26 protein-coding genes and 2 pseudogenes are annotated in these 20,319 nt (G+C 39.0%); 22 read left to right on the top strand and 6 right to left on the bottom strand.

What is annotated here, in order from left to right; genetic code table 11:
* Positions 1 to 19: 19 nt before the first annotated feature.
* The 22 genes and pseudogenes from DMB88_RS21450 (at position 20) to DMB88_RS21345 (ending at position 15,211) form a co-directional block, all read left to right on the top strand.
* A complete protein-coding gene (locus tag DMB88_RS21450) occupies positions 20 to 553 on the top strand; it encodes an SMI1/KNR4 family protein (protein ID WP_164848753.1) in 534 nt (177 codons plus the stop codon).
* 184 nt (positions 554 to 737) lie between these two features.
* Entirely contained in the window at positions 738 to 1,217 is a 480-nt protein-coding gene (locus DMB88_RS21445; RefSeq protein ID WP_254438286.1) for a DNA/RNA non-specific endonuclease, read from the top strand.
* Positions 1,218 to 1,229: 12 nt separating this feature from the next.
* The gene (locus DMB88_RS21440) at positions 1,230 to 1,598 is read left to right on the top strand and encodes a DUF600 domain-containing protein (protein ID WP_128102972.1); all 369 of its coding nucleotides are present in this window, start codon (positions 1,230 to 1,232) and stop codon (positions 1,596 to 1,598) included.
* Positions 1,599 to 1,968: 370 nt separating this feature from the next.
* On the top strand, positions 1,969 to 2,436 hold the full coding sequence (locus DMB88_RS21435) for a DUF6985 domain-containing protein (RefSeq protein ID WP_128102971.1): 468 nt from the start codon (positions 1,969 to 1,971) through the stop codon (positions 2,434 to 2,436).
* Positions 2,437 to 2,743: 307 nt separating this feature from the next.
* Positions 2,744 to 2,899: pseudogene (locus DMB88_RS21430) on the top strand (IS3 family transposase); the annotation flags it as partial.
* Positions 2,900 to 2,980: 81 nt separating this feature from the next.
* Positions 2,981 to 3,061: pseudogene (locus tag DMB88_RS32190) on the top strand (polymorphic toxin type 15 domain-containing protein); the annotation flags it as partial.
* A 115-nt stretch (positions 3,062 to 3,176) separates the two neighbouring features.
* Positions 3,177 to 3,713 carry a T6SS immunity protein Tdi1 domain-containing protein gene (locus DMB88_RS21420; RefSeq protein ID WP_128102970.1) on the top strand — a complete coding sequence of 179 codons (537 nt, stop codon included), beginning with the start codon at positions 3,177 to 3,179 and terminating at the stop codon, positions 3,711 to 3,713.
* A 194-nt stretch (positions 3,714 to 3,907) separates the two neighbouring features.
* Entirely contained in the window at positions 3,908 to 4,390 is a 483-nt protein-coding gene (locus tag DMB88_RS21415; RefSeq protein WP_128102969.1) for an antitoxin YezG family protein, read from the top strand.
* 1,629 nt (positions 4,391 to 6,019) lie between these two features.
* Positions 6,020 to 6,967 carry a hypothetical protein gene (locus DMB88_RS21410; protein WP_128104540.1) on the top strand — a complete coding sequence of 316 codons (948 nt, stop codon included), beginning with the start codon at positions 6,020 to 6,022 and terminating at the stop codon, positions 6,965 to 6,967.
* A 16-nt stretch (positions 6,968 to 6,983) separates the two neighbouring features.
* A complete protein-coding gene (locus tag DMB88_RS21405; protein WP_128102968.1) occupies positions 6,984 to 7,439 on the top strand; it encodes a DUF6630 family protein in 456 nt (151 codons plus the stop codon).
* 341 nt (positions 7,440 to 7,780) lie between these two features.
* Complete coding sequence (locus DMB88_RS21400) at positions 7,781 to 8,227, top strand: SUKH-3 domain-containing protein (protein WP_128102967.1); 447 nt, start codon at positions 7,781 to 7,783, stop codon at positions 8,225 to 8,227.
* A 145-nt stretch (positions 8,228 to 8,372) separates the two neighbouring features.
* Complete coding sequence (locus DMB88_RS21395; protein ID WP_128102966.1) at positions 8,373 to 8,789, top strand: tetratricopeptide repeat protein; 417 nt, start codon at positions 8,373 to 8,375, stop codon at positions 8,787 to 8,789.
* 11 nt (positions 8,790 to 8,800) lie between these two features.
* Positions 8,801 to 9,232, top strand: a complete 432-nt coding sequence (locus DMB88_RS21390) for a hypothetical protein (RefSeq protein ID WP_128102965.1) — start codon at positions 8,801 to 8,803, stop codon at positions 9,230 to 9,232.
* A 182-nt stretch (positions 9,233 to 9,414) separates the two neighbouring features.
* Complete coding sequence (locus DMB88_RS21385; protein ID WP_254438285.1) at positions 9,415 to 9,708, top strand: SMI1/KNR4 family protein; 294 nt, start codon at positions 9,415 to 9,417, stop codon at positions 9,706 to 9,708.
* 227 nt (positions 9,709 to 9,935) lie between these two features.
* On the top strand, positions 9,936 to 10,439 hold the full coding sequence (locus DMB88_RS21380) for a hypothetical protein (RefSeq protein WP_128102964.1): 504 nt from the start codon (positions 9,936 to 9,938) through the stop codon (positions 10,437 to 10,439).
* Between the two features lie 55 nt (positions 10,440 to 10,494).
* Positions 10,495 to 11,004, top strand: a complete 510-nt coding sequence (locus DMB88_RS21375; protein WP_128102963.1) for a hypothetical protein — start codon at positions 10,495 to 10,497, stop codon at positions 11,002 to 11,004.
* Positions 11,005 to 11,072: 68 nt separating this feature from the next.
* Positions 11,073 to 11,540: a hypothetical protein gene (locus tag DMB88_RS21370; RefSeq protein WP_128102962.1), complete on the top strand. Its 468-nt coding sequence runs from the start codon at positions 11,073 to 11,075 to the stop codon at positions 11,538 to 11,540.
* Positions 11,541 to 11,568: 28 nt separating this feature from the next.
* Positions 11,569 to 12,045 carry a hypothetical protein gene (locus tag DMB88_RS21365; RefSeq protein WP_128102961.1) on the top strand — a complete coding sequence of 159 codons (477 nt, stop codon included), beginning with the start codon at positions 11,569 to 11,571 and terminating at the stop codon, positions 12,043 to 12,045.
* Between the two features lie 156 nt (positions 12,046 to 12,201).
* On the top strand, positions 12,202 to 12,783 hold the full coding sequence (locus tag DMB88_RS21360) for a hypothetical protein (RefSeq protein WP_128102960.1): 582 nt from the start codon (positions 12,202 to 12,204) through the stop codon (positions 12,781 to 12,783).
* A gap of 34 nt (positions 12,784 to 12,817) precedes the next feature.
* Positions 12,818 to 13,711 carry a nucleotidyl transferase AbiEii/AbiGii toxin family protein gene (locus DMB88_RS21355; RefSeq protein ID WP_128102959.1) on the top strand — a complete coding sequence of 298 codons (894 nt, stop codon included), beginning with the start codon at positions 12,818 to 12,820 and terminating at the stop codon, positions 13,709 to 13,711.
* A gap of 170 nt (positions 13,712 to 13,881) precedes the next feature.
* Positions 13,882 to 14,316, top strand: a complete 435-nt coding sequence (gene imm48 / locus DMB88_RS21350; protein ID WP_056695853.1) for an Imm48 family immunity protein — start codon at positions 13,882 to 13,884, stop codon at positions 14,314 to 14,316.
* Between the two features lie 355 nt (positions 14,317 to 14,671).
* The gene (locus DMB88_RS21345) at positions 14,672 to 15,211 is read left to right on the top strand and encodes an RNA 2'-phosphotransferase (RefSeq protein WP_128102958.1); all 540 of its coding nucleotides are present in this window, start codon (positions 14,672 to 14,674) and stop codon (positions 15,209 to 15,211) included.
* A gap of 256 nt (positions 15,212 to 15,467) precedes the next feature.
* Here the strand turns inward: DMB88_RS21345 and DMB88_RS21340 are convergent, their stop codons facing one another.
* From DMB88_RS21340 to DMB88_RS21320, 6 genes are all read right to left on the bottom strand, one after another.
* Positions 15,468 to 16,325: an SDR family oxidoreductase gene (locus DMB88_RS21340; protein ID WP_128102957.1), complete on the bottom strand. Its 858-nt coding sequence runs from the start codon at positions 16,323 to 16,325 to the stop codon at positions 15,468 to 15,470.
* Positions 16,326 to 16,564: 239 nt separating this feature from the next.
* Positions 16,565 to 16,990 carry an Rrf2 family transcriptional regulator gene (locus DMB88_RS21335; protein WP_128102956.1) on the bottom strand — a complete coding sequence of 142 codons (426 nt, stop codon included), beginning with the start codon at positions 16,988 to 16,990 and terminating at the stop codon, positions 16,565 to 16,567.
* Positions 16,991 to 17,137: 147 nt separating this feature from the next.
* Positions 17,138 to 17,371: an ABC transporter permease family protein gene (locus DMB88_RS31460; protein ID WP_254438284.1), complete on the bottom strand. Its 234-nt coding sequence runs from the start codon at positions 17,369 to 17,371 to the stop codon at positions 17,138 to 17,140.
* Entirely contained in the window at positions 17,365 to 17,961 is a 597-nt protein-coding gene (locus tag DMB88_RS21330; RefSeq protein ID WP_254438283.1) for a carbohydrate ABC transporter permease, read from the bottom strand. Before DMB88_RS21330 ends, DMB88_RS31460 begins: the two co-directional genes overlap by 7 nt.
* Positions 17,962 to 18,834: a carbohydrate ABC transporter permease gene (locus DMB88_RS21325; RefSeq protein ID WP_128102955.1), complete on the bottom strand. Its 873-nt coding sequence runs from the start codon at positions 18,832 to 18,834 to the stop codon at positions 17,962 to 17,964. It abuts the gene before it with no gap.
* Positions 18,835 to 18,889: 55 nt separating this feature from the next.
* On the bottom strand, positions 18,890 to 20,194 hold the full coding sequence (locus tag DMB88_RS21320) for an ABC transporter substrate-binding protein (RefSeq protein WP_254438282.1): 1,305 nt from the start codon (positions 20,192 to 20,194) through the stop codon (positions 18,890 to 18,892).
* Between the last annotated feature and the right edge of the window lie 125 nt (positions 20,195 to 20,319).

Raw genomic sequence — 20,319 nt, 5'->3', positions numbered from 1 at the left:
AGAGTGGAGGATGATTATTATGAGTTATAATATAAAGTGGTCTGATCAGGTGTTTTTAGATGATAAGAAAGTTGAAGACTTGGAGAGCAAGTGGAATGTAAAGTTTCCTAAATCATATGTTGACATTGTGTCAAAACATGATGGTTCAGTACCATATGTCATGAATGATCAGGGGGAGTGGGAGATAGGAGTTGTTGAAGTGAAGGGGAAGTTAACTTGGAGCATTCAATTACTGTCTTTTATAGAAAAAGAAGTCATGGAAGAGATTATTTCTCCTATTGAACTAGCGTACACTACGTTAAGTGAGGCATTACCCAAAAAGGTCTTTCCTTTTGCAATTAATGGAGCTGGTGATAAATTTCTGTTTGATTATCGAGAAGATGAAAATAAGCCTAAAATCGTTTACCAAAATCATGAGGACGTTATTCTAGAATCTGAAATTACTGATGAGGAATTGGAAGAAAGGTCACTCGAAGAATGGCAGGACGAAACGTTAGACTATGTTAGTGAATCCTTTGAAGTATTTCTTAGCTATGTCTCAGTAAGAAAATAAGGTTTATGAAAAAATAGCTAGATAATATCAATCCGCAATCGAGATTATTTCTCACATTGCGGATTTTTTACTTTTTTTCTGGATACAGAAGAACTATTTCTGGATGGATAGCAATGGTAGTGGAGGTTCTGGTGGTGAACCGGATAAACTACCTAAGAATCGGAAGAAGTAGGGCGCTGAGGGGATGGGTAATGTTGGAACTCAGGTCGATGATATATTACGTGATGGAAGCCACATGGAAGATGGGAAGCTGAAGCCAAATGTAACATATAAAACAGGTGAATATGAATATATCTATAAAACTGATAGTGAGGGAAGGCTTGAAAAATTCACAGCTAACGATTTGAAATTAACTGAAAGGGATAGCAGATTACCACATGATGCAAATACACTAGGCAAAGAGCCATGCGACCATGCAGGTCATTTGGCAGGGGATAGATTTGGTGGTTCACCAGATATTAATAACCTTGTTTCACAATTAAGTAATGTGAATTTAAGTAAGTATAAACTTCTCGAAAATGAATGGGCTAAAGCAATTAAAGCAGGGAAAAAAGTAAAGGTCCAAGTAAACATTAAATATGATGGGGATGCTTTGCGCCCATCAATTTTTGGAGTGAAGTATTCTATTGATAGGAAAATTAAAACCACCAATATTAAAAACTAGGGAGGTTAATTAATGGGAAAATTATTTGAGGATTATTTTTCAGAGTTACAATCTGATATCGTGTCAATTTGTTTAGAGTACGTCGATAAACGGGCAGATGTTATCTATATTTGTTCCTACCACGAGTTAGGTGAATATGGAATGGATGTATTTTATAAAATTAACGATGTTTTTGTTGAAAAGCACAAAGTCAATGAAATATATAGTGAAATTGTCGTTTCTGAGGAAAGGCAGTACGCGGTGCTAAGGATAGGAAACGAAGACCTACTAAAAATAATTAATTTGTTTGAAAAATATAATCGTGAAATGCCGACAGAAATGAAATTAACCTATGATGTTATTAAGAATAAATTAGAGGCTACTTATTCTTATGACGGATAGTAATATGAAATGCGACACTTACTGGAAATAAAGAAACCGATTGGATGTTCCTACTAAGATTGGCATCTCGGGTTGGCGCGTTTCTTTGTTCCAGAAGTGACAGCTGCTTCACCTAATTTTTTTTGGTTTACCAACAGGACGCTTATGGAAGTGGCCGAAAAATCAGTCATATCGTGTCCGAAAAGAATTTGGAGAAGTGCGATGGCATGGTTCTGAAGCAGAGGACAGGTATGTGATTCGTAGTCCTAGAAATAGTCAGGGTGTCTTGAAGTATACGATGGATACTGGTCATCTAGGGGTTGTCGGAGAAACAAATGCAGGAGCTTTTGAACCTGGGGGATTTGCTAATAAACATAAGGGAGATTAAACAATGATAAAAAATGATCCTATTTTTGGTGAACTTGATTACAATTTTGTTTGGAGTAGGAATATCGTACTTCAATTTTTGGGAGAGGAAGTGGAAGTTTCACTGTTAGTTGATGGTGAGAAAGATGGCAGGTTTGATGAAAAACAGTACACTTCATATCAAACGTTAGTTCAAAATTGGCAGCTAATACAGTTTGATTTAATGCAACCCATGTTAGATTATTATAAACAGAAAAGACATGAATTAGGTTACGATATAATATTTAATGAGAATTATCCTAATGTTGAAACAACAGAACAACTAATGAAGATGGTAACTTTAGATAGTATTGTGGTTCCGTATGGTGAAATTAACGAAGAACGTGATATTGGAATTCTATTTAATTGTACCTGGGACTTAGAAAATGGTGTGGGGCTTCGGTTATTAGATGAGAAAGTCGTTGATATGGGGTACCAGGATGTTGCGATTTAATATTTTGAACCAAATTATGATGTTAGCCTTGTAATTAAATTATAAATTTTATCATTGTGATAGGACACTTCAATGGACAAAGCCACATTTAAAACTTTAAAAATGCATTTTAACTTTCAGAGTTCATTCCTACTTGATAAAGAGTAGGAGTGAAAACTCTATTGTGTCATATAGACAATTGAGCTAAAACAGGATTGTAGAATATAGAGTGTTTTGTCTCAGTAATGAGGAAGATGAGTTTTGAGCAGGTGGTCGTTTAAGAAACCAGCTTCTAGGCACGTTTGCTATTGGCCGATCATTCAGGAAGAAAGGATGTCCTCACGATAACGCTGTGGCCGAAGCCGCCTACAAGGTCGTGAAAACGGAGTTTATTTACCAGATGGAATTTCGAAACCTCCGTCATTCAGAATTGGAATCATACGACTACGTCAACTGGTTTAACAGGCACCGAATTCATGGATGACGGGGGTATTTGACGCTTGTTCAGTATCGCCAAGTAGCCTTCAAAAAAGTTGTCTGATTTAATGTTGACAATCCATATCCTGATAAGATCGAGGGGGTGGGAGATATGAGAATTAATTCTTCTATTGGATCCCAATGGAAAAAAATAGAATCAAAGATCTAGATAGACAGATTAGAGAAATTGCAAAAAATATGACTAAAGAAGAAAATGACTAAAGAAGAAAAAGAAACAACTTAGTTAAATATAAAATTACTAGAGTAAAGTAGGAGGATAATTTATGAATAGTTTAAATTTTGTTTATAAAGAGAAAATACCTACAAACGTAATTGAGAAGTACAGTTCTACAATCCCTGTCCAACTAATTGAAGTATGGAAAGAATATGGACTGGGGAGTCTTTGTAATGGATATTTGAAAATTATTAATCCAGATCACTATGTGGAGTTATTACAGGATACTTATAGTCGAGCAAACTTAGCAATTCCTCTTTTCATAACAGGGATGGGTGATATATTGATATGGGAAGATGGATATCTAATGGCGCTGAACTTCAGAAAGCATGAAGTTAATGTAGTGGGGAAAAATTTCAGATACTTTTTTGCGGATATAAATGATGAATACTTCTTAAATAAAGCTCTTGATTGGTCTCCTTATCTTGAAGCGGTTGAAAAATATGGAGAGCCTACCTACGATGAATGTTTTGGCTATGTACCGCTTTTAGGACTCGGTGGGTCAGAGAAAGTGGAGAACTTAAAAAAAGTTAAATTTATCGAACATATATATATTGTTAATCATTTTATGGGGTTTATGGAGTGAATTTACTTATTTCGCATCATTAGTACATTACATAAAAGGCTAATTTCGATTAGTTGCTGTCGTAATTAGCTTTTTTTGATTTTCGTCTTCTCCAGTTCTTTGTAACATTTCGCATCTTTGAATATTTATCAATATAGTTATATTTTTATGCACGTTTTAAACTTTAAAGAATCAAATTGGAGGTTAGAGTAGCAATGGAGAAACAGATGGATCAACATTATCCCATAATAGCAGAACATATTCTAAGTATGATACCTAATGATAACTGGAAAGAAATTTACTTGTATGCGGAAATATTAGATGGATCAAGAGAAGTATATTTTTATTTTAACACTTTTAACGATGAAGAGTTTATTTACTCACATGATATTCCTGAAAAGTACAGACTTAGTGAAAAAAAATATAATAAATTATTATTGGAATTACAAGAAAGATTTGAAGAGTTGAGGCAAATTTTCATAAAAAATGATCAAGAGAGTTGGACAAATTTAACCTTCATATTAAAGCATCCTGGAAAGTTAAAAATTCATTATGATTATGAGGACGTAATAGCTTCGGAAATCACCTCAACTCAAAGACAAATGATTTTTGAGTATCAATATTTAGGTTTGCTTCCTGAAAAAGAAAAGAATAAACAATTTGTTGAAAATTATTTGAAAAGTCATGAAAATAATTGAAAGATTAATCTAATACAAAACAAGTTCATTACATGTGAACAGTTCGACTTTGGATTCATACACCATATTTTGAGCTCTTCCTACTTGATTTTTGAGTAGGAGTGGGCTTTTTTTTGCATGTAGGAGGACGAAAGCGATGAAGGATATGGTAGCAGATGAGTACTGTTGGAAATTCATAGTGATAGTCAGTATACACTTCTCAGAGGAACTGTCGCACTTGGCTTGACAATCCTTCTTATAGATATAAGCTTTAAATATGCTCCAACAGAGAATTGTGAAAAGTTATTAGATGTATTCAAAGCTAAATTTAAAGAATTCAATATTGAATTTAAATTACAGGTATCCTGACATAGGAGTAAACATATGCAATCAGGCGAAGTCTTTAATAATGTGTGTGAGTTGATTTCTCAAAAATACTTAGAAAGAGGCTGGAAATATTCTAAATCAAATCATTATATGACAAAAAAAGATAAGCATCTTACGTATAAAATATTTTTTACACAAATTGGAATAATGTAAATGACAAAAGTGTAGGGTTACATGGTGAATGCGCAATTTTCTTGCATAAATCAAAAAATAAAATTTTTCATATAAATAATCGTAAATGCAATGTTCCCGTTGATAAACATTATTGGAATATTGCATATCAAGAAAACAGGAACCAGGCAATAGAAGAATTTACAATGTGGTTGGATACAATCTTTATGCCAATTGTACATGAATGTACAAATAATTTAGATAACTTCATTAAGCAAGTCGTCTCAAAGGGTTTCTATCCTTTGGGCGGGTATATGGTGGATGTTCAGTTTATTTTATTACATGGCTCACGAGTGCTTTGAAGATGAGCATCTTAAATATCTTGAGTTTTTTAAAAGTTAAAATAATTTTAGTTTTAATTTAAATAATCTAAGTCTAATAAAGACAATTGGTATTAGACATCACATCAACATTCTCTGGTTATTTTAATAATTGGAAAATGTTTTTTTGAAAAATTAAGTAGTGAAATTTATGTAGCACGAGGAGACTATACCACTTCGGCGTTGTCCGTTTACGCGGCGATTCCGTTTGTAGGCTAGGCAGCAACCGGTGCCAAATTTGCCATGAAAGGCAAGCTGGATACTCTGATGATGAAGTCGCCAAAGCTTGCGAACGGAATAGGAAATGGCAGGCGGCATGGCGAAAGGTATCATGCAGAATCTACTCATGAGTGAAGCGATGAATTATGGCTTGGAGCAACTAAAGGTTCTGGTGATAAGGGTAAGAGAAAGAAAGATAAGGATTCAGGTAACAAGGATAAGGACAAGGAAATGGACAAATCGAAAGGGAAAACAGGAGACAATCAGATGTCTCCTACGAAATTACATGGAAATGTTATGTATTCAATATGAGAAATAAAGCAGATGTTATAGAGCAATCCACACTTTTTGTGAGTGCACCATTTGAAGAATTTCTAAATTCAATTCAACCTAATGAAATTGATTGATCCTAATATCCTAAGATACAATAGATGCCATAATACGGTTAGCTATCGTGTTGTGGTTTCTTTTATTCAGCCAATACATACAAAAACTCAGTCAAGTTGAAGATAAATGGTAAGGGGAGTGTAATATAAACTTGAAAAAGTTGGAAATGGCATATAAACGATATGTGAAAAATTTTTATGATGGATTGAAAGATGTCCAAGCTAAATATGACGAAGTTAAATATGAGATTATTTCATTGGTAGAAAGTAACGCTGTAGAGCAAGATCACAAATTGTTGAATAGGATGTACAAAATATCTTCGTACTGGTTGGAAGTATGGAAAAATGAAGTTTTAAATAAAAAAGGAGGAAGTCCTCTAGGTTTAAAACATATTCAGCAAGTAACCTTTTATCAATGTATGTGTAGACATATTTATAAAGAACGTTATCCTGAGATGAAAGTTATTGATTATTCTTTTCAGAACAGCATTATTACACTAATACACTTTAAAATGTTTGGATGGGAGAAAGAGGAACAGATCTTCTATGATTTTATAGTTGAGTATTTAGGTGGAAATATCATGGAAGCTAACGATTGGAATCAACATATCTGGTTTTTATTAGAGTTATATCTCCAGCATACCCAACAAACAATTGAAGGAACAAATGAATATGTTCACTTGGCCGTGAAATCGGCATTAACAGAACGTGATCAGCCATGTAGCTTGATTCCAGAAGAACTTGGCATTTATAGAGAAGTGTTGGAACGTTGGAATACATCTGATTTGCATGAAATTACTCAATTAATTGACAAAATGTCTGAGCATCATTCCGTGCTTGCCTCAGAGATCGGGAAATCGCTTGAGTTTGGAAATTATGATTATGCCTTTTATCCCTATGAAATATTGTATTTGCTTCATGTGAGAAAAAAACAAGGTTTACCGAATCCAAATCGTTTTGAAGACTTCTTAATGAACACGCCTGAGGCTAAAATGAATATTCAGAATCCAGAACCTTATCCAGAGTGGGATCCTATATTGCGAATGATTGATGACTTTTACCGTAAAAACTATCCTCAGTATATCCCGAGCCACCATGGAGCATTATTTGAATAAGAGAGGAGAAGTCTAAATGGCGGATGAAGATCTAGTACCCTTAATTTTTAATAACTCAGAGGATGCAGACAATATTTTAAATGATCCAGAGGAGTCGCTCGCGTATTTTAGTATGCTGAACTATGGTCTGGAAACCAAACGATTTTTGTTTTTGGATTACAAGGGAGAAGAAGGCTATGAAATCGTTAACTATATCTTAGATTACGAGTTCAATCACGACATTGAATTGGGAACGCCGGATGAACTAGAAGAGTTGGGAGAGTTCGACTACAAGTATCTTCCTGAGAAGATCAGAGAAGTTAACAAATTGATCTCTCCAAAAGGATATGGTCTATTCACCTATCCGACAACGGGTGATTTCTATGCGCTATTCATTGCTGAACTTGAACACAAGGATGCTTTAACGCAGGTGGATTTATTAGGGGATGAGGATATTCCTGAAAAAGAGCGACATATTCAGTATTATGTCTAATAGTGATTGATAAAAGAAGTCAGGCAGGTTCTAATTAGAATACAGAGCATGCCTATTTGGATCATTAGTAAACAAGGGATGGATGTACATAGATAAGAGAAACGTTACTTTGAGATACTGCTAGGAAGGTCATGACCAAGACGAAGGGGGCTACAAATAACTTCAGTCGAGCAGATCTAGCGAACAAGTTAAAAAGTAAGCTGTGAGGACTGGTGATGAACTCACCGAAGGTTGCGAACGTACTTAAAATGGCTGGTAAATTGGCTAAAAGAGTTATGCGATGAATTATGGCTTAGAGCAATTAAGCGAATACGTCGATTCGGATATATTGGAGTGTTTTTATGGGGGAAATGTCAGATGAAACGAGAGATATACTGTTGAAAGCAGGGTGGGATCCGAATAAAAAGGTTGATTTAAGCGAGACAGTAAAGTTTTTAGAGACGATGGGCTATCAAGTATTTATTCCAGTGGTTAAAACATTAAGTCTATTTGGTGGCGATCAATATAAATTTAAGCACCCAGATGGAAGTTTGGAAACCTTTCATTTTAGTCCTGAAGAAGTTGTGGGGGATTACTACGAAAAGGAGGACTTTGAAGAGTTTGAGGCACGAGTAAAAGAGCCGCTTGTTATAATTGGAGAGGCATACCGTGGTAATTTAATAATGTTTGTCTCAGAATCGGGGAAGGTCTTTGGAAAAAACGGGTATTCGTTATTTAAGTTCGGAGACGATATTTTTGAGGCACTTGACACTCTTTGTTTATTTAGAAAACCTGAAGAAATAGAATAATAAAGTTCGCCCTAAGAATGACCTTGGCAACACTAGAAGAGGCTGACTTTAACAACGCTAAGCCTGATGGGTTTTAGTGGAAAGGTGCAAAGTTGAAAGGAAATTATTTACCACCAATTAAATAAAAATTGTGGAGGTATGAATATTGGAAATGGATCAACAAGTACATGACTTAATTGTGCATTTATGTAAAGAAGGAGATAAGCATGTTGAAAACGGGCAAACTTCTAAAGCGATTGAAAGTTACATAGCTGCACTGGAGTTAGTTCCGCTACCTAAAAGTGACTGGGATACAAGTACTTGGATTTACACCGCATTAGGAGATACTTATTTTCATATTGGTGATTTTGAAAATGCCAAAAATAGTTTTTATGATGCGTTAAACTGCCCTAATGGGATCTCAAACCCATTCATTTTGTTGAGACTTGGAGAGAGTTTGTTTGAGTGTGGGGAGCTCGAGAAAGCTAAGGAGTATTTGTTAAGAGCCTACATGTTAGAAGGATACAAAATTTTTTTTAACGAAGATGATAAATATATTGGATCAATTTTAGATATGATTTAGGAGGAAGATAAATGGCCACTTTACTACCACAAATTAAGGAGAAATTTGAAAATATTATTAATGAAAGTGATGAGAAATTCAAGGATGCTAACTATGATGAATCCATTTTTTTGTTAGAAGAGGCATGGAACTTAATCCCTTCACCAAAAGGTCTTTACTCTGAAGAAAGCTATCATTTGGTAAAGGATATTATTGATACTTGTTTTATAAAAAACGACTTTAAAAAAGCAAAAGAATGGGCAGATAAAATATTTCTTACCGGATTCGATCGTATAGATTCCGGCGATAAAGAATTTATTTCTGGTAGAGTTGCTTTTGAATTAGGAGATTTAGAGACAGCAAAAGAATTTTTTAGGATTGCCAGTGACAAATCCGAAGGTAGATGTTTTGGAAGTCCCAAGAAAGCTAAATATCTTAAGTTTTTTAAAGCTACGAGAGTCTAAAACATAGATGATTATAATGTGGAGGAATTTAGAATGAATTCTTTAAGAGGCGATGATATCAGGACTTTCTTATTGACCTTAGAAGCAAAGTTATGTCCAATGAAACCTTGCAATGACGATGAGATCTCAACATTGAAGAATCTAAGTCCAACCAAAGAACTCCCTTAACTTATTTGGAATTTATGTACAAAGCGGGTAACGGGGTTGAGTTTCTGGCAGGTACAGATTATTCCATGAAGTATATATTAGAGCTTAAGGAATGGGCAGTTGAACTTTTAGAAGAAAATAATTATTCTGAGAAACTAACAGATAATCAGTTTGTATTTATGATGCATCAGGGATATATGTTCTGGTACTTTAATTTGGACGAGGGTGATGATCCGCCAGTCTTTCTTTATGATGAAAGTCTAGATCTAACTGAATGCAAGAAAGTTAGTGATACGTTCTCTGAATTTTTAATTTCGTTGTATGACTGATACTAAATGAAAATTATGACTTTAATAGAGATTCAATCTCTGATGATATAGGGTTGTATTTGTTTGAATCTTTATTAAAAAAGGGAAGTACAGAATACATATAGATAATACTTGAGTTTATAGTGTTTATATGTAATGATTTGCAAACTTATTCCATCATCTAAATATGATACTTAAAGAGTACTGGAAAGATTATCATAGAAAGATAAGAAGGCGGGGTTTATTCTATGAAAGAGATTACTGTTAGTCAAGAGATATTGAATGAATTTGTGGATATCCGTTGGTTTGAAAATTGCGGAAAAATCGAAGCCATGGAATTACTTTGTTCAATACAACAAGTGGAGGGTTGGGAGACAGCAGAAGAATTGGATGATAAGGAAGAATGGGAGGCGATAATCTCCAATAGTAGAGATCATCTTGCTGAATTTATTCTGAGGAAATTAGGATATAGTGTTAGAGATTTTAATGCAGTTGTTGTTGCCGTAAGAGAGTCACAGCAGTATAAAACGGCTATTGCTACACTTAACGATGTTATTGAAGAGAAGAATATAAAAGATGAATTTGCAGGAACAATAGCCTGGTTATTGCTTAATGCTGGTGTTGAGCGTGCGTTTGGCGAGTTTAAAGGTTGTCCAAGTTTCTTTGGACAAATGTTATTGATCCTTAGATCAGGGCACTGTCCATGCGGATGGAACGGAAAATGGCCAAAAGGTACATTGTACATTTACTAAACTATTTAAATCATAAAAACTTATTTCGGTTCGACAATAGATCGTGAGGTTTCCCATGAACAAATATATTTCTTCTGTTAACAAAAAGGTAGACCACTATCTTAGCCAACAAGAAATTGCAAATATCATTTATCTACAGGATGAAGAGGATCATGAACGATTAGACCAGGTTATTTTCCTTGAAAAAGGTGATGGTAATGTCATAGGTATATACATCAGGGGAATGAATCCGTTAATTTCGGCGAATCGAATAAATGATGTGGATGATTTTAATTTGTACGCTACATACGAAGGACTACTGGAATGCAAAGAAAAGCTGACTTTCAAAATCGAATACATAGGTTTGGTTTTCGGTTCTCAATACAACGAATTACTGGGATTATATTTGTCTGATGATGGAGCGTCTGAATCTCTATTTATGTTGTTTCTACAGGATGAAATTCATGTGGAACAGGGATGTAGTAAAGCTTACGCGATCAGGATGCTTGATGAACGATTTTCGGCCAATGGGTATGTTACATATATTAAAGATAGTGAAAAAGACTGGACTCCATCCTGCATGTAGATTCGAATTGCACCAAGTGAATGTTTTGTCACATAGTTAAAAACTGAATGGATAAGGAAGATAACGCTATGAACAACCTTATTATGAAACATTGGTCTGCCGAACAACGTGAATTGCCGGGGCTGAATTGTATTGCTTTCTCCAATGGGAACATCATCATGTTAAATGTTGAGACGTATTACGATCCGAACAACAATGAGCGCAGAATATACTGCTCTCCCCTCTGTGATACCACGATTGAGAGTGTGGGGAAATATAACACCGACTGCTGGACTATGGTTGATCCGTGGACAAGTATTGATTATCAGGGTGGGAAGATCTATGGCGGGGACGGGCAAATGGGAAATGAAGGATTCATTGCTTGCACAGATACAGACGACAATCTGGTGTGGGGTATCTTTCTTGATGTAACCAATCCTATTAAACAGTTAAGTATTGAAGACACAACATTAACAGCCATTAATGAACACGAAGATATGAGAATTGAAATTAGTTTGCATAATCTTGTGGATATTCAGATGTCATATCTTAAGTAAGTACTAACTTAGATTAGGAGATTAAGTTATGAACCTGCAACTTAAAAGAATCATAGATCAAGTTAAAGAAGCGTTGGCGCAGGATCATGACAGTATAATCTATGGTCAACTAAATTCAGGTATAAGATACATCCCTTCCGATGGCTCCCACTTGAGACAATACTATGATTTTCTTGGAAGGAGTAACGGTGCCCGTTGTGGTGTGATTGATCTATGGTCATATGAGGAACTGAACAAGAATCAATATCGCATGACCAGTTGGATGAATGATGTGAGTGACTGGCTTGAGGTTGGGCAAATATTATATGAGCCAGTAGTAATTAACCGAAGCTCGGGTTTGTTATACATTCTGAAAGATGAAGAGGAGTTAGAAGAAGACAAGAACATGGGGGAGTGGGATAATTTCCTATTCAACTATGTATTTGGCGAAAAGTATAGAAGTGTTGCACCGGTTGTTGATGCGGATGATTGGTGGCTACTTCTAAAGAGGCTTCAATATGTTTAGTCAGGAAATGAAAAAAACTGAAACAAATCTAGCAAAATACCGATGTATAATTTAGGAAGTTTCCTAGAGAATTGTGAGTATATTAGTACACCTAACATCTTTGCATCAATCCTTACAGCGATCCAAACATCATAAGAAACGACAGGGAGTGAGCACATGGAATTTGAGTTTCATATTACAGTGAATGATCTAAGTCTTGAAGAGAAGGCAAGCTTTATTGAACGTTGCCAGGTAGAACAGGTTAAACCCGTGATGATTGTGTTAGATCATGGCGATTATATTCATCAACCTATGATTACTGGCGTAATACATAGTACGAATTTTGATGAAGTACTTAGTACGATTAAGCAGATGGCAGCAAGGTTCCAACATAGCGGGTTTACGGTTGTGCGAACCAAGGTAGAAGTTCCAGCGAAGCAAGAGACGTACTTTCATGAGCGAATGGTAGCTAACTCCACCCCCTATTTCGAATGGCACGGTAAAGTGAACGTAGATGATGTGAATCATTTAAAAGAATTATGCGAAGGTAACGGTGGACATATATCAAGAAACTCGCTTAATGCAAATGGCAAAATACGATTTGTAACAGTCCGAGAATATAACAGTTCTGAACAGTTCTACAACACAGTGAAGCAGATACATCATATCCTGCAACACAACGGAATCGAGCTCATCAAGGAACAGTACGAATTATGTGTCTATGACAGCAGAGAAGAACTGGATCGTGGCTGGATCTAATCACACATACATATAGGGAAAGAAGGAACTTTAGATGTCTGAAGTGAAGCATTTACACCAGTTCAGCTGGGGAGAGAAATTAATTATTGCGTTAGAGGCACTGCTACGAAGAGCATCTCATGTAGGCATGCCATTTGTATTGAAAGGCAGCTTGTTAACGAGACAATATTTAAGCAACCGAGATATTCGGGATGCGGAGGATATCGACTTTTTGTACATGGGTAAGGTCGAGGATGATCAGCAGGCCAAGAAACTTTTTACCGACTGGATGATCCAGGTCACGGAGCTTGATCTGAACGATGGTGTCATGTTTAGAAGTTTTCGAGAGAACGCCTTTTGGCGCAGAATTGATTACGCGATGGCGGATGACTTTCCAACGATTAATACCGATCTAGCTTATTATTTCACGAGTGAACCTAGACAGGAAGATACCTATGAAGAGGAGTTATTTCTCGATATTTCATTTAATCTGGATATGGAGGTTGCGCCGATCCCACTCACGTACCAACCGCTTATGGGAGAGCCTTTTGTCGTTCCGTATACTGTTCCATTATCGGTTCAAGTCGCGTGGAAGCTGCATCAGACGATTGTTAGACCCCGGTTCAAAGACTTATACGATCTGAGCTTCCTGTTGACGCACCCCACTTATGACAAGCAGACGCTGCAACAAACGTTACAGACGCTAGTCAACGAATGTCATATCGATCCATCCATAACGGATGCAGCGATCAAGAAGGTGCTGGTGGATGATCTGGTTGACCTAAGAGTAGAGTTATCCGAGTATGATCTGCGAGATTATGCGGGAAGTCTGAACACAGACTATTATTATTCAGAGTTTGCGACGAAGCTGCGTGAGATCATGAACCAGGCGGGTATTAACATTCATGCTTACGAAAATCTTCCTAGTCCTACCATTCATAAAAAATAGTTAATTGCTCATGATATGGAATGAACCTTGTTCGCCCTTGCCCTTTTATTCCAGTTCATAGCATCTATCGAGCATATTCATAGATTTGAACTGAGCGCCCTATCTCGTTACAATAGGGGCAAGTGATTCATAGAATGGATCCAAACTGGTTCAGAAATGGAGAATTACCTATGACTGATTTTATTAACGCTGACGATATTAATGATGTAATTTTGGCTGCTGCAGCGAACGAGCTGGAGGAGATGGTGAATCGAATCTGCGAGCTGATTGGCACGCCGTTGGAGCAGACGACAGAACTGGAACGACAAGTTATTGCTGCTTTTGGATTCGGCGCTGTATATGGCATCACTCATCGGGATCAGCTTAGAGAGCCGCAAGCTCATGCCCTAAGTATTCGGATGCTGATTAAGCCGTTTCTTTACAGTGAACAACAGGCAGTAGACTTTGCCGACGACCTCATTCGAGTGGCTTCAGATCGTGAGGCTCATCCAGTCATGAATACAATTATTCATCGAGGTATTGATGGTCACTACCAATTTACACAGGATGATAACGAGGGACTTGCACGGAATATACAAGAGATTTTAACGGCTGTACGCTCCTAAAGGGGTATTTTTGTTACGAAGAAGATATGTTTAACTATATAGATTAAACAATAAATTTACACAAGAACGGAGAGGACAGAAATAACGTGAAGAAGCGAAGCGTTCGCCTAAAAGCTTTCTGAAAGAAAGCTACTTCGGAAGCATACGCTATCCCCGGATTTTCCCCTATGGGAAGGGAATAAAAAAATCTGGGATAACAGCGATCGGAAGGTTATTCTGTCATCGGAGTGGTCAGTGTAAATATTTTTAGTTCAATCTATATAGTTTTACTAACCTTAAGTTTTTTCTGTTATCAGAGTGGTTAGTGGAAACCTTCTTACATCGAACCTATTAACCTACTTAGGAGTTGATTGCGATGGATCTGATGAAGTTGAGTAAAGAACTCTCATATGCGTTGCGTCATGCTCCGTGGGAATATGAGCTGGAGTTAGACGAAGAGGGTTGGGTGGAGATCTCACAATTGCTTGTGGCGCTGCATGAGAGCCCGCAGTGGAAGCATGTGACGGAAGCGCATCTAGAGAAGATGATCGCAGTCTCGGAGAAAAAGCGTCATGAGATTCAAGCTGGTCGGATCCGCGCCTTATATGGACATTCGACTCCGCACAAGATTGCGAAATTACCTGCAACTCCACCAAAGACGCTCTACCACGGCACGCCTTTGCGTGCAGTAGATTCCATTATGGAGCAGGGTTTACAACCAAGACAACGGCAATACGTGCATCTATCCGCAGATATGGAAACTGCCACTCAGGTGGGACGCAGGCGGGATGACCAGCCTATTATCTTAACAATCGACGCTGCTAAGGCTGCCCAAGATGGAATACGGTTCTATCATGGAAATGAAAATATTTGGCTGGCTGATTATATTCCTGTACAGTACATTCAACAGCCATGAGTGGATCATAAGAAAGAGCATGAGAGAAGATACAAACGAGATATAAATAGAGATGCAAACAGAGCTACCAAAAGAGAAAACACCGGTCTATGATCGGGATTGCTCTTACGGTGTATACTCACTACAATCGATCGTTATGACACAAAAAGGGACACATCCAACATGGAGTTGGCGTGTCCCTTTCTCGTACGATCATGACATATCCTTAACAGAATCGATGTCGGTGAAACTAATCAGCTCAACGGCTCATCAGATCTTATTGACCAACAATCGCTTGAATGCCTTCACGAAGTGGCTGAGCTGGACGTCCAAGCAATTGTTCGAGTGTGTTGCTCTCTACTGCAAGTGCGCCATCTTTAATTGCAGCTTGCATATCCACTAGCATGGATACGATAAAGTCTGGTAGACCCGCGCCTTTCATGATTTCAGCATAGGCAGCACCGTCTACGTTCTGAACGGGGATGTCCTTGCCCAGTACTTCACCAGCGATGGCAGCAAGGTCAGCTTGAGTTAGAAGTTTGCCAGACAGTTCATAGACTGTGTTCTCATGACCTTCACCTGTAAGCACAGCAGCTGCAGCATGTGCGTAGTCACGACGGGTAGCCCAGCCTACCTGGCTGGAATCTGTAGCATGAACCCAAGGTGCGCCTTGAATCGCAGCTTGAATACTGCCTGCTTCATTTTCCAAGTACCAGTTGTTCCGTAGGAAGGAATACGGGATACCTGTCTCCAGAATCGCACTCTCTGTTGCACGGTGTACTTCTGCGAGAGAAAGGGAACTCTGTCCTGCATTGACAACACTCGTGTAGGCGATAAAGCCAACTCCAGCTTGCTTCGCTGCACTTACGGCAGCCTTGTGCTGACGAATACGCGTTTCGTTATCTGCATCTGCAGAGATCAAGAGCAGTCGATCTACACCGGCAAAGGCTTGTGCCAATGTTTCCGGCTGATCAAAATCACCATGACGTACGTCCACACCTTGGGAGCGTAGGTGCTCTGCTTTTTCTGGATTACGAACACTTACTGCCAGATTCGAAGCCGGAACGGATTGTAGCAAAGCTTCTACGACGAGTGAACCGAGATGTCCTGTTGCGCCAGTAACTAAAATTGTCATTGTTAATTCCTCCAATGGGTATGTTTTAGAATCATAGGGAAATGCCTAAGTAGATGCGTTAATATAACTTTGCTGATGTAAAAGTATTAAAGTATTGATGTAACCATATACGTTATAACAGGTGTGATTACAACGAAGGGATAAAAAAAGCTCAACCCTGAGCTTTTTTATGTTCACCAGAATAGCCAGTTCTCTTCACCGAACCAATCGAAAAATCGAAACGAAGTACAGTGACTGGGCTATTCATCCGGTTGAACTTGATCCATCAACTGCTGAATCGTTACACGCTTCAACCGTTCCTCCATGGCAAGCTGAGCCTCTACCAGTTCGGCACGCAATGTATGCTCAATCATGCTACCTACCGAACAGGCTGGATTCGGATGTTTGTGAAAGTTAAACAGCTGACCATCCTCCACGACATCAAGCGCATGATAGATATCCAACAACGTGATCTCCGCAGGCGGCTTGAGAAGATATGCACCACCAACGCCAGGTCTGACATCAATCAAGCCTGCTTTCTTCAGCGTGGACATGATCCGGCGAATGATGACGGGATTGGTATTGACACTTCTAGCTATAAAATCTCCGGTGCACTCTGTAGGTACAACGGCAATCAGAGATAATGTATGAACTGCAATGGAGAAACGACTGCTGATTTGTTTCATTGCTAATCACCACCGTTGTAACCATAATAGTTACAAAATGCGCCGAAGTCAAATGAAATTTTTACGTTGTCCTCCACAGCATGTGTTTGATTCATGTTAGCTGAACTCCATTTTCCATCTTGCGTATCCTTATGAAATCCTGCCATATCACCCTTTGACAGCTCCGGAAGTGAGCCCGCCTACAATATACTTTTGCCCAATGAGGAACACAATTAACACTGGCAGTGACGTAAGTACAATATCCGCACTAACTAGATTCCACTGTGCACTGAACTGTCCGAAGAAATTATATACAGCCAGCGTCATAGGCCACATCTCGACCGTATTGAGCATGTAGAGCGGAGCGGTGAATTCATTCCATACACTGAGGAAATTCAACACGAATACCGTAACCAGCACGGAGGTGAGCAGGGGACAATGACTTTTAAGAAAAGCTTGATCCCGTTGCATCCATCCATGATGGCAGCCTCGTCTAACTCTCTTGGAATATTCGATACAAACGCAAACGTAATGAACAGGGAGATGGGAATGCCCATCGCTGTGTAGAGTAGAATCATACCCATGTGTGAATTAATCATGCCTAGCGTCTTCATTACTTCCATCAATGGAATATAGTTCAGAGGCAATGTAATGCCTAGAATGAGGAAGAAGTATAGGAACTTACTCCACCGGGAGTGATTCCGAGATAGTGTGAAGGCCGAGAAAGCCACGACAAATACGAGTAAAAGGGAGGATGCTCCCGCATGTAACAGACTGTTGAAGAAGGAGCTACCCAGATGCCCTTGCTCATATACAATTTTATAATTTTCGAAAATAAACGTCTCTGGAAGTGTTAGTTTCAGCACTTTAGCTTCCGCATCGGACTTGAATGAGTTCAGGACGATGACGGCAAAAGGAATCAACACAATGAGACTGAGGATCCATGCCAGCACGTTCAGACATAGGGAAACAAGTCGTTTCTTCAATCGCATCTAGAATTCCACCTTTCGGTTCATCAAGCGAATAATGAAGAAGGAGATGATCGCCATAATGACAAACAAGATGGTGGATAGTGCACTACCGAGTCCCCAATACCCTTTGGCAAAAGACGAATACACTGCTGTGTTAATGACATCTGTTGCATTACCCGGGCCACCGTTGGTGAGCACGTAAACAGCATCGAATACCCGCAAGCCATACGTAATATTTAATACCGTTGCAATGGTGATGGTAGGCATCAGCATCGGCAGGGTGATCTTGAATAGCTTCTGCCAGAAACCTGCGCCGTCAATGGATGCCGCTTCGTAATAATCACGGGGAATGGCGAGCAATCCCGCAATAAACAGCACCATAATATAGCCCATGCCTTTCCACGTATCCACAGCCATAATGGACGGCATCGCCCATGTCAGTGAGCCGAGCCAGTTCTGCGCGAGAAAATCGAGTCCGAGTGACCGCAGCGTAACGTTAACGAAGCCATTGTTTGGATCAAGCAGACTCTTGAATACTAGACCAATGATGAGGAAGGACAGCACCTGCGGTGAGAAAATAATCATCCGATGCAGATTGGCTGCCTTTACACCACTAACGAGTAGCAAGGCGAGAAATAGCCCTAATACCGTTTTCGCAATCGATGTAACTAACGTAAATAACACTGTGTTTTTGATAAAAAGCAGATAGGTTGGATCACCCGCCAGAATCGTGCGGAAATGCTCCAGTCCAACAAAGTTCTTCTCCGAGCTATAGCTGTTCCAATCGGTGAAGGAATAATATATACCCAGCAGGGCGGGAGCGACGATGAATAGGATGTAAAGCACAATCGCTCCGGATGAGAAGTACCAAGGATAAATTTTGTTCGCATTCATAACATGTAACACCTGTCCTTCCTGCCGCGTGCTTCACTGTAGTGACACGACACAACTACTGCCATGCCTCATCTTTTAACACTTTGGCTTGTTCCGCCCGACGTTTATCGATATTTTGCAAGATTTGATCAGGAGTCATAGCGCCGGCAAACATACCCGAGATATCTTTGCCGATATCCATCCATTGAGGATCGATATACTTCACGGCAGCTTGCATAACCGTTCCCTTTTCATGATTTTTCTCATAATCGATATAATCTTGCGTCAGCTTAGGCTCGATCTCGGGCCAGCAGATGGTCAGATTACCCTCGCCTCCGTCAAATACACGTTGTAGATTGTCATGCTCTGTAATCCAGCGGAAGAATTTCAGCACTTCTTCAGGATGCTTGCTGTTTTTGTTGCCAAACATCGCTGCGGAACCACCTGGATTGACACCAATCGTTTGGTTATCACCCCAAGGCATGACGAAGAATCCCATATTGTCTTCCATCTCAGGGTAAGCTTCGGAAACTTCTTTTTCAGTACCAGGCACACGCAGCAGCATTGCTGCTTTTTCCTGACCGAAGGCTTCGATACCAGCTTCGACTGTGTTGGACAAGAAGTCCTTTCCGAAATATCCGAGATCTGCGAATTCTTTTAATTGCTCAATAACGGTCTTTAACTGCGTCAGATCTGCCACCTTCATCTCATTGTTGTTCAGTTTCTCATAAGTTCCGGGTGTCGTATGTTCATAGTTAGGCCCTGTCTCGAACAGGGGGAGTACCTGATACCATCCGCTTGCTGGTGCTTGATAGAATGGGATGATATCTTGAGCCTTAATTTTCTCGCTAATGGCCTTAAACTCGGCGTATGTGGTTGGGGGCTCGATGCCCAGCTCATTAAATATCCGTTTGTTATAGTACACATACCAGATTTTTGATGGAGCGAATGAAACGCCGTATACTTTATCGTTATAGCTGACGGTTGGGAGAATTTCTTCGGACATTCGTCCGGCAAATTCCTCATTGGTCAGGTCAATCGCATTCTCTTCAGGTCGTACATTAGCCGGCATGCTAAGTGGGTCTACATCCACATTGAAGATATCCGGTGCTTCACCAGAAGCGAGCTTAACTTTGATCAGATCACGCCACTGGGCGTCAGGCACCACCTGAAAGTCAATTTTCACACCCGTTTCTTGTTCATATTCCTTCGCCATCGTTTGCATAATCCCGGTGCGTGGAATACCACTTTGGCTGGTTCCAAACGTAAGGGTTACCTTACCTGAACCTTCCGATGTTTTAGCTGAGTTACAGCCAGCTAGCAGCAATCCAGATACGAGTAACAAGCTGGCTAGTGATACCAATAATCTTTTTTTCATCATTGAACCTCCTGGAAGAATAAGATATGATGTCTTGCAGTACAACGTAATGTAAGCGTATTCTTATGTGTTCAACATTACGCTGATTGAGGAATGGGCTCAATAGACAAAAGCGGTCTGTTGGGTGG

This window comes from Paenibacillus sp. DCT19, assembly GCF_003268635.1.
Taxonomy (GTDB): domain Bacteria; phylum Bacillota; class Bacilli; order Paenibacillales; family Paenibacillaceae; genus Paenibacillus.
This window is presented reverse-complemented; position numbering and strand designations above follow the sequence as displayed.